The following is a 9,102-nucleotide window of genomic DNA, read 5'->3' on the forward strand; positions in this document are numbered from 1 at the left end:
GTATGTCCAAGTTTGATAGATTAATTACAATCAGTTTAAGGTTTTTGCACCAGAACCGTTTTTTTAAGTATAAGTAAATTTGTTAAATATAAGTAAATTAAGATAATGATATATTGAAAGTAGGGAATTCCTGTTATATAATCAAAATTGGGTAAAAAAGGAAAAGCTGACTTGACGACAAGAAGCGCTAAAAAGTCCTAAAGTATAATGGTAATTTGACTTGCATGATCGGGTATTCCCATGTTTCTGCAACAAATTAATTATCAAGTACATTTGAGGAACTTTTTATGCGCTTTTTTATTTCCTTTTTATTCAAACCAAATTTATCTACCTGGAGGAATGTAAAATGGAACAAATGTGTATGAAAATGACTATGATGACTTGTATGGAAAGAATGATGTCTGAAATGAATTGTATGAAAATGATGATGGATATGTGTGATATGAACATGGATCAAATGATGGACATGGATCAAATGATGTCTAAAATGCAAGAGTGCGATGAAATGATGTCATCAATGATGAACACAATGGTGAGCATGAAAGAAAAATGCTAGTACATATTTAAAAAACACCTTATCCTATTTGGATAAGGTGTTTTTATATTTACATTCACCAGTCTATAAATTATTGAATTCAGAAAATACTACTTGATTCACCTCGTGAACTGATTTTTTTGCAAGTAATTTTCATGACTTGATGAAATACGGTGCTGATTAAGTTTCTGTTACTCTATTACCAGACACGCAGTTTTGGATAGGGATAGTTTTTGCGTCTAAACCAGTGGCGTAAGCCACACTATATAAAAGCGACTTCTTGTCGCACCACAATGTTGATTATAAGCAGTAAAAAGCGCAAAACTGTTTAATAAAAACGAGTTGGCGCTTTTTTTCTATTATGAACGAGCATAATGGTCATATCCATCACTTACTTTTAATTACCTTGTGACTCTATAAAAAATGAACACAACCAGACAGTTCGTAAAATGAACGTCCATAAAAGTGTACTTTTAAGGACGTTTCTTTTTGATTAGAAATCTAGCAATTTCATAGTTCGTTTAAGTTTAAAATTAAATTACGAACGCCCTTTTAAATATATACACTTTTACGAACGCATTTGATAGAATAATAGGGATTGAAACACAAAAAGAGTATAAAAATGGAAAAGAGAAAATTTAGACGACCTAAAGTCCAAGTTAACCAAGAATTTATTGAAGCTTATAACCGATGGAGAAATGAGGAGATTACAGCTGTACAGGCGATGAAAGAGGCCAATGTAAAAAAACAACATTTTATAAATTGGTGAAGAATATCAAAATTCCCAACAAAAATAAAAAAGCACTCATACCATTATAGAACAAGGGCTTTTCATGTAGTCATCTGTAGCTTTGGAATAAGATCTGATTAATTTAATACTATTAACCTTGATAAACGAACAAAAGGAAAAAGCGTATTTTGAAAAAATATTGATCAAAACACGCTTTTAATATATTCAATTAAACCAAGCTTTTATAAAAAAGATTGATCATTTCTAGGATCCTTATTCCGTTAAAGTGCCCGATAGTTTAATAAGCACTTTCTAAATATTCACTATTGCTCCTGTACTAATACTGTTTCTTCTTGCCATGAGGTGTAAATTTCTCTAATTTTTCTATTTGCATCAACTAGTTGATCTAGAATTTGATTGAATTGTTTCAATGTGTCATGTAGAGTTCCGTGTGGATCTACAAAGTGAATTACACGACATCCCCTAACTTTTTCAACAATTTCTGCTGGAAATATCTCGCTCCAATACTTTTCTCTACTATTAGAAACATCACCTGGTACACCTTTACCATTTACTCCCCACGTATGGGGCTGACTTTCATAAAGAATATTCCCTTCCTCATCTGTTAACAACAAGATTACAGTGCCATGAAACCCAATTCCCAATTGATCCGTACTTGTTTTTGTTAATGCACTAATACGCCCATTATTAGAAATTGTAAACTTTGTTCTCATTTTTCTTTTAGATCCAAGTTTATCTTCTACTTCAGCACTAATTGGAAAACGAAAAGGACCTGTAGCTGTCTGACGCGTAGCTGTCTTTGTATCCCAGAGAGGCCTCCCTTCTGGGTTATAAATCACTAGATTACGGTCATCTTGTAATACTAGATAGGAAACAGGATTCCCGTGAGTATGTGAGTGCCATAATGCTCGACCTTCCCCGTAGATGACAAAGTTTCCATCATCTTGAAGAACAGCCCAATCAACTTGATGTCCGTGAGTTCCACTTGCCCAAACCGCATCACTGCTTCCAATTGGATACAATACTAAATTTCCATCTTGCTGCATAACAAGAGTGTATTTTTCATTTTTTGAGAGAAGTTGTTCACCAGGTCGAAGCTTCTCTCCTGGATGTAACCGATCTGCCATTATTGATCCCTCCTAAAGTAAATACTTTTTTTATTGTCTTCTATTAATAAAAAAATATCCGGTGTATTTCCACCGTTTTTTTTATTAATGAGATTCTATAATAACCATCAATAATGTACAGGAACACGCTCTAGCTTTATCTGTTTCGCTACGTAATAACGACTATAACTATCAAGAAGCTCATGCGTTTCAGGATCAATAATAATCGGTTTATCTACCGTTCCATTCTTCTCAATACTTTCTTCTACAATCTTTTGTTTAGCCATTCCTGAGGCAAATGGAAGAAAAGGTTCTGGAACCTTAATGTCTTCTAAAGACATCCACTCTCTTGTGTCTTTAGGAGCATCTTTTTCATAAACATCGCAACTTTATTTCAAACTAACAGCCCAAGAAGAGCGGGATCATATTCGAAAACGTCAGAAAGAGGGAATTATTGCTATCTTCTAGAATGAAAAATGTGCTAATAACTATAATATTCAAACAATAATAATTTGTTCATACATAAAAGGGGGAGGAACAAAATTGCCTATAAAAGAAGATTTAACTGGAAAAGTCTTCAACAAATTAAATGTAGTAGAGTATGCGGGATCCAAAAATGGATATAACATGTGGAAATGCAAATGTGAATGCGGGGAAGAAGTAACCACGCGAACAGCTTCTTTAAAATCTGGAACAACGAAGTCATGCGGATGCATAAAAAAAGTAAACAAATTTAGAGAAGATCTAACGAGACAAGTTTTTGAAAGATTAACCGTTATTGAGTATGCAGGAAGTGATCGAACAAGCCGGGCTACTATGTGGAAATGCAAATGTGAGTGTGGGAAAGAAATCATCACACGAAAAGCATATTTAAAAAACGGTCAATCTAAATCATGCGGATGCCTAACCAGACGTTCTGACTTAAATGTAAGGCATGGGCTTTATAACCATCCTATTTATAAGAACTGGGAGCATATAAAACAGCGATGTAATAATCCTAAAAACCAAGCTTATAAAAATTACGGTGGACGCGGGATTAAAGTTTGCGATGAATGGAATAACAGCTTTGAAGCATTTCATAGAGACATGGCAGATACCTATAAAGAGGGGCTAACCATAGACCGAATAGACGTTAATGGAGATTATACTCTGGCAAATTGCAGATGGGCAACTAGACAATAACACAAGGGCTACACGCTATGTAACAGTGTTTGGAGAAAGGTTGCCACTATCTGAAGCGTGTAGAAAATATAACATACATAGGTCTACAGTTAACCATAGATTAAATAACATGAGAATGTCGCCTGAAAATGCTTTTACTCTTCCTATAAAGAACGTAGGTAGAGGGGCAAAATGAACGTAAATTTTAAATCATTACAGCTGTTCAAGCTATGAAGGAAGTTAATGTTAAAAAGATAACGTATTATAAGTTGGTTAAGAAGTATGAAAATTTATAAGTAAAACCCATCTAACTCTCTAGTAAGTGGAGTTGGATGGGTTTTAAAAAAGGATATTTACTACTTGTAGAGTATAACAAACACCTATAACAATATATACTAAAACTTTTTTTATTACTCAAATAAGTATAGTTTAATACAACAACATCTTTTTACTATGACATATGTTTTCTATCTATGCAAAACATGTCAAAACCTACTTTTTTTAATTCCACTTGTTCATCAGAGAACAACCAATGTTTACTCCACTTTTCAAGAAAGGAAATACATTTTGTTTCCCATTTTCGAGGAGTTAGTTTTATAATTGTATGCAATTTCTTTTTATATCGAAGTATCAACGCCAGTTTATTACGAAAATCTTCTTGTTGTTTCTTCCAATTCATTATAATCTTAGGATCACAACTATCTTTGGAACGAAATTTTTTTGGAGAATACATAGGATATACCCATAAAAAGTGCCCTTTATAAATAATTTCACTTACAGTATTTATATCACTGCTTAAGTACCTGGGTTCCGTCCATTCCAATTTTTTAGACTTTAGATAACTATAAAATTCTTTTTCTAAGGATTTAAATTTCTGATGAACTTCATAAGCTATGGAGTTTTTTTTAGCCCTAGTAACCCTCGCATAAATAGTTGACGCTCCTGTGACTTTTGCCCAAAGTGTGCGGTGTGTTCCGTCTCCATACACAGCATAAAAATCGTCATCAATGAAATAGATTAATTCAACAAAACTACTTTTGTAGTATTCTTGAAATTCTTCAATTGATTCTTTTTTTAAATGTTCAAAGGCTTTTTGACAACGGCTCTCATCAATATTATGAGTTCCATTATAACAAGCATGGTCAAACCATGAGATACCTTCCGTACCTCTAAAACCTAAACTTTTAATCTTTGAAAGAGGCACGTGCTCATAATTATCTTCTTCCTCCATAATCTCCTCATAATAATATTCGTATGGATATTCATTAACATTAAGAGTTGCTTGCATGTCTAAGATATGAGATTCAGGGACCCCTTTTTCTAACAAAGTTTTATGAAGTACATCTTTAATAGTTGACACCCCCACATATAATTAAGCAATCATTATTATTTTTCAACTCCCTTTATTGTAAATTAAACAACTTTATTTTCATTGGACAAAATAAAAAAATTACAGTTTTGCAAGCAATGAAGAGTTTAGTATCAAAAAGACGACGATTTATTTATGAATATAATTCCAATAAATGATTTAACTGGGATATAATATAGTTCTAGTTTTTCAAAAAATAGAGATACTGATTCTAAAAAAGGGGGAAGTTATCATGGAAATTAAAAAATATGAAAGTTTTAGCCCCGATACTAAATGTTCTGTAGAAAAATGTGAAAGAAATGCAGATTATGAAGTATATCTGTATGACTATTACGCACCACCTTTAAATGAGGAGTTTATTGAACAAGACTATACCTGTCCCTTTATTTGTGAAATACATATGAATGAAAATGAAGTCAAGTCTCGTGGTGAAAAAAAGCCAAGAAGAATTGTGAAGTATCCTTATACGAACCAACATGTGGCACAAGGATACACGAAGTATTTGCCAGTATCCGAGGCTTATTCCGAAATATTCAATGAAGGTCTTATTGTAAAGAATCCTCAACTTAGAATTGATTTTACCGATATTAATAAAGAATTGATTAGGTATATGGCAAGAAATCCTGAAATGATGCGTAAAATTGATTCAAGAAAGTTCGAGGAATTAGTTGCCGAACTTTTTAATAATAAAGGATATCAAGTAGAATTAACTCCACGTACAAGAGATGGTGGAAAAGACATATATGCAATAAAGAAGGATTCAATTGGAACTACCCTATATGTAGTTGAAGCTAAAAGATATAGTGAAACTAACAAAGTTGGGGTTGAAATAGTTAGGGGACTATATGGTGTAAAAAGTGCAGAAAGAGCAAATGTTGGTGTAATTGTTACTACCTCTTCTTTTACACAAGATGCTATAAAATTTGCTTCTCCTCTTAAATATGAGTTGAGTTTAAAGGATTATACAGACTTAAAACAATGGCTAACAGAATATAAATGTTAATGTATTCGAGTATTGATAAGTATGTATTTCCATTTGAAACAATATATAGTAAATTAAAAAGTATCAAGGATGAAATACGAGACTCCTAAGAATTTATATAGAATATATTTTTTAAAAAAAGGGAGAAGAACATTAATGGAAAGAAGAATCGAAATTAGTAAGCAGACTGATCACGAGGGTTTTTCTTCTTTTGAATGTAATTTGTGCAAGGAAGAATTTAAATTAGTTCCCGGGGATGTAGAAGAAGACCATGTATTGGAAGTTTTCTGTCCTTCATGTGGTATTCCTCAATCTCCTTCCGAATTATTAACAGAGGATATTTTAGAGCATGCACAAACAGTCTTAGAACAAGAAGCATTCAATATAATAAACGATGCCTTTAAAGATCTCGGAAAATCTTTTAAAGGAAATAAAGGTATAAAATTCAAGGCAGGTAAACCTCTAAAGGCTAAGGTTCCTCAAACCTTATTTGAACAAAAAGATTACAACATTGTAGAATTTATGTGCTGCTCAAAGTCAGCAAAACTTTCTACTTTTTCAATGTCTGGAATAGGTCCTTACTGCCCTTATTGTGGAGTGAATTAAATGAACGAAATGATCTCAGTTAAAGATTTTAAAATTATTTCTCAAAAGTTTAGAGTGGTTTATGGGCATGTACTCAGCGCCACTGATGTAGATGAGGCTATGCGGTTAACTAAACGATTTATGATTTTCATAGATAAACAACCTATAATAAAAGATTTTATTGAACAAAAGCATACCCAAGTCTATGACTTTAAAAAAATTATTGAAGAAAAAAGTATTAAAGATAAATTTGTATTACCTCTTGATCCCGATGAAGAAGTTAGTTATATATATCAGCTTCTTAAGTATGTAACAGAAAATTATAATTCTTACATGGGGTTTGCACGCTCATACGCATTTTATTCAGGTGCAAAATACGCAGATATTGTAAAAAATTTCAATAAGGATGTAGTACGTTTATTTGTTGATCAAATTACATCTTATTTAGGGGAGATGGCAATTACAATGGGTATTGATGAAAAACCAAATGCAAAAATTATGGTTACAGGATCAGTAGGAAACTTAATGTTTACTGAAGGAAATGTGACTGGCAATACTACAATGAACCAAACACATAATGGACAAGAAAGTGAAGCTCTTCAAGCAATTGCTAAGGATCTCCTCCAACTGCTAAAAGAAGCGAACATTGAGGATCCAGATCTAAAAGAAGATGCTATGGACCACGTAACCGAGGTAGTGGAAAAGGTGGAAAATGGGGAAGAGGTAAAACCTTCATTAATTAGGAGAGCAACAAATGCCTTAACAAGTGTATCAGGATTAGTAGGTAGTGGAACTGCACTGGCAACAACAGCAAGCCAGTTCATTGATACAATTCAGACCTTGCCACTACCTTAAAAAGAAAGAGTGAGATAATAGGGGAACTTTTTGTTGGATACAATTGAAGATATTTCTTTATCAAAGATAGCAACTATTATAGATAATCAGATGATAATTCGAACTCATGATAACTCTAAGTGGGATCGAATCTTATCTAATGCAGGACAGAGTAAATTATTCACTAAATATGAGTATGCCCTTACTCCTATTTCATTTAATAAATCGAATGGAACCCTGTATGAAAATAAAAACCCTCAATTTAGTGGATTTTATTCCGCAATAAAAGCTATTCTAAATGAAGTTTATAATAATGGTCAGAATTCAGAGGCTTTCACTAACCTAATAGGTTCTATAGTAGAAGAAATTGATATCGTTGATATATTGAACGAGGATTTACAGGAAGACCTACAGAGAAGAAATCGTTATAATAATCCTTTAAAATATGTTCTTGAGGCCTCAGATGAGGATGGAAATTTAGAAATCATAAACAAAGAAGCTAGGAAAGAGTATCATGAAATGGTTCATAATTTACATATTTTGAATCTAGATATCGGTTATTCTGATTACAAATTAGTATTAAAACCTTTTACAAATCAAGGCTCAAAAGAACTGGGTCGAAATCCTTCTTTATTAATGAAATGGTTAGAAACTGATTTTCCTGTTATTGCGCTTTCTTATAAAGAAGCTTTAGAAACATATACAAAAGGTAATGCGGTCTCTTGTATCTCAGCATGTCGAAATATTATAACAGGGATATTCGATGATTCAAAAGACGATACAACTAAATGGTTAAAAGGTCTTCAAAAGTTAAGTACAGATACATATATAGAAAATGTAGATGATCCTAAACACATACTAAGTAGACCTGCTAAACTTAACCAAGAACTTGGAGCTCACCATGTACCATTTAAATTTCCAAGATTCAACATGGTAAATAGACTATATTCTTTATCTTCTGATTTAGGACCCCATATTAATGAAGGTCCTAGGATAGATGGAGTGACTTATGTGGAACGTACAACTATGAATGATGCTCTCTGGATATTAAGGATGACTGAGGATCTGTTAATCTGGATTAAAGAACGGCAACGGCAAAAATCCGAAATTGAATAATAAATAAAAAGAGAGACATAGGCTCATTAAACGAAGTAAGCTCATGTCTCTCTTTTTATTTTTTTCTAACAATTAATAATGTACAGGAACACGATCTAAATTCTTTTTCTTGGCTACAAAATAACGGCTATAACTATCCAGAAGCTCACGCGTTTCAGGGTCAATAATAATCGGCTTATCTACGGTTTCATTCTTCTCAATACTTTCTTCTACAGCCTTTTGTTTAGCTACACCTGATGTAAATTGAAGAAAGGCTTCTGGAACCTTAATCTCCTTTAAAGACATCCAGTCTCTCGTCCCCTTTGGAACAAGAAGAGGCTCTTTCTCTTTTTCTCGTTTACTTTCTTCTAGAGGTTGACTTTCCTCTTGTTGTTTAGCTCTTGCATCCTTTTTGAGCGTTTGTTTCGTCTCTTTCTTTTTGTTCTCAATTTCTTGTATCTGAATACAGATGACGCCAATTTCACCCGTACATTGTTCGAAAGGAATATCCAAACACTGCTCTCCTTGAACCACAAAACATCGTTGTGAAAATTCTGCTCGGTCTATGTTTAATTTATTAAATTGTTTTAAGCTAGGAACCACGGTATAGGTGATGGCATTACTCTTAAAAGGAATGCCTTTTGGTACATCGGGACTTCCTTTTTCCTCCATATCAAAAGCTAG

The 9,102-nt window shown here is 33.0% G+C and carries 11 protein-coding genes; 7 read left to right on the forward strand and 4 right to left on the reverse strand.

The features are described 5' to 3' along the window. Positions 1–346: 346 nt before the first annotated feature. Both MOC86_RS23725 and MOC86_RS23730 read left to right on the forward strand, forming a co-directional pair. The gene (locus MOC86_RS23725) at positions 347–556 is read left to right on the forward strand and encodes a hypothetical protein (protein WP_268586393.1); all 210 of its coding nucleotides are present in this window, start codon (positions 347–349) and stop codon (positions 554–556) included. A gap of 601 nt (positions 557–1,157) precedes the next feature. After that, positions 1,158–1,304 (forward strand): hypothetical protein, encoded by a 147-nt coding sequence (locus MOC86_RS23730; protein ID WP_268586394.1) that lies wholly within the window; start codon positions 1,158–1,160, stop codon positions 1,302–1,304. Positions 1,305–1,588: 284 nt separating this feature from the next. Here MOC86_RS23730 and MOC86_RS23735 read toward each other — a convergent pair whose 3' ends face one another. Further along, entirely contained in the window at positions 1,589–2,413 is an 825-nt protein-coding gene (locus tag MOC86_RS23735; RefSeq protein WP_268586395.1) for a hypothetical protein, read from the reverse strand. Between the two features lie 107 nt (positions 2,414–2,520). Beyond that, the gene (locus MOC86_RS23740) at positions 2,521–2,733 is read right to left on the reverse strand and encodes a hypothetical protein (RefSeq protein WP_268586396.1); all 213 of its coding nucleotides are present in this window, start codon (positions 2,731–2,733) and stop codon (positions 2,521–2,523) included. Between the two features lie 202 nt (positions 2,734–2,935). Between MOC86_RS23740 and MOC86_RS23745 the strand changes: the two genes are divergently transcribed. Then, positions 2,936–3,574 carry a hypothetical protein gene (locus MOC86_RS23745; RefSeq protein ID WP_268586397.1) on the forward strand — a complete coding sequence of 213 codons (639 nt, stop codon included), beginning with the start codon at positions 2,936–2,938 and terminating at the stop codon, positions 3,572–3,574. Between the two features lie 430 nt (positions 3,575–4,004). Here MOC86_RS23745 and MOC86_RS23750 read toward each other — a convergent pair whose 3' ends face one another. Continuing rightward, positions 4,005–4,913: a hypothetical protein gene (locus MOC86_RS23750; protein WP_268586398.1), complete on the reverse strand. Its 909-nt coding sequence runs from the start codon at positions 4,911–4,913 to the stop codon at positions 4,005–4,007. A gap of 241 nt (positions 4,914–5,154) precedes the next feature. Between MOC86_RS23750 and MOC86_RS23755 the strand changes: the two genes are divergently transcribed. The 4 genes from MOC86_RS23755 (at position 5,155) to MOC86_RS23770 (ending at position 8,439) form a co-directional block, all read left to right on the forward strand. Continuing rightward, on the forward strand, positions 5,155–5,925 hold the full coding sequence (locus MOC86_RS23755; protein WP_268586399.1) for a restriction endonuclease: 771 nt from the start codon (positions 5,155–5,157) through the stop codon (positions 5,923–5,925). Positions 5,926–6,060: 135 nt separating this feature from the next. Next, positions 6,061–6,510, forward strand: a complete 450-nt coding sequence (locus tag MOC86_RS23760; RefSeq protein WP_268586400.1) for a hypothetical protein — start codon at positions 6,061–6,063, stop codon at positions 6,508–6,510. After that, a complete protein-coding gene (locus MOC86_RS23765; RefSeq protein WP_268586401.1) occupies positions 6,511–7,344 on the forward strand; it encodes a hypothetical protein in 834 nt (277 codons plus the stop codon). A 33-nt stretch (positions 7,345–7,377) separates the two neighbouring features. Further along, positions 7,378–8,439, forward strand: a complete 1,062-nt coding sequence (locus MOC86_RS23770) for a hypothetical protein (protein WP_268586402.1) — start codon at positions 7,378–7,380, stop codon at positions 8,437–8,439. Between the two features lie 72 nt (positions 8,440–8,511). Here MOC86_RS23770 and MOC86_RS23775 read toward each other — a convergent pair. Further along, positions 8,512–9,102 (reverse strand): hypothetical protein (locus tag MOC86_RS23775; RefSeq protein ID WP_268586403.1); only part of this gene is annotated, 591 nt, incomplete at its 5' end.

The organism is Priestia endophytica (genome assembly GCF_026790145.1).
Classification (GTDB): Bacteria; Bacillota; Bacilli; order Bacillales; family Bacillaceae_H; genus Bacillus_I; species Bacillus_I endophytica_A.

Excerpts from the sequence above, each read along its gene's own strand:
- MOC86_RS23725 (WP_268586393.1), top strand. The coding sequence starts at position 347 with ATGGAACAAATGTGTATGAAAATGACTATGATGACTTGTATGGAAAGA.
- MOC86_RS23730 (WP_268586394.1), top strand. The coding sequence starts at position 1,158 with ATGGAAAAGAGAAAATTTAGACGACCTAAAGTCCAAGTTAACCAAGAA.
- MOC86_RS23735 (WP_268586395.1), bottom strand. The coding sequence starts at position 2,413 with ATGGCAGATCGGTTACATCCAGGAGAGAAGCTTCGACCTGGTGAACAA.
- MOC86_RS23740 (WP_268586396.1), bottom strand. The coding sequence starts at position 2,733 with ATGTCTTTAGAAGACATTAAGGTTCCAGAACCTTTTCTTCCATTTGCC.
- MOC86_RS23755 (WP_268586399.1), top strand. The coding sequence starts at position 5,155 with ATGGAAATTAAAAAATATGAAAGTTTTAGCCCCGATACTAAATGTTCT.
- MOC86_RS23760 (WP_268586400.1), top strand. The coding sequence starts at position 6,061 with ATGGAAAGAAGAATCGAAATTAGTAAGCAGACTGATCACGAGGGTTTT.
- MOC86_RS23765 (WP_268586401.1), top strand. The coding sequence starts at position 6,511 with ATGAACGAAATGATCTCAGTTAAAGATTTTAAAATTATTTCTCAAAAG.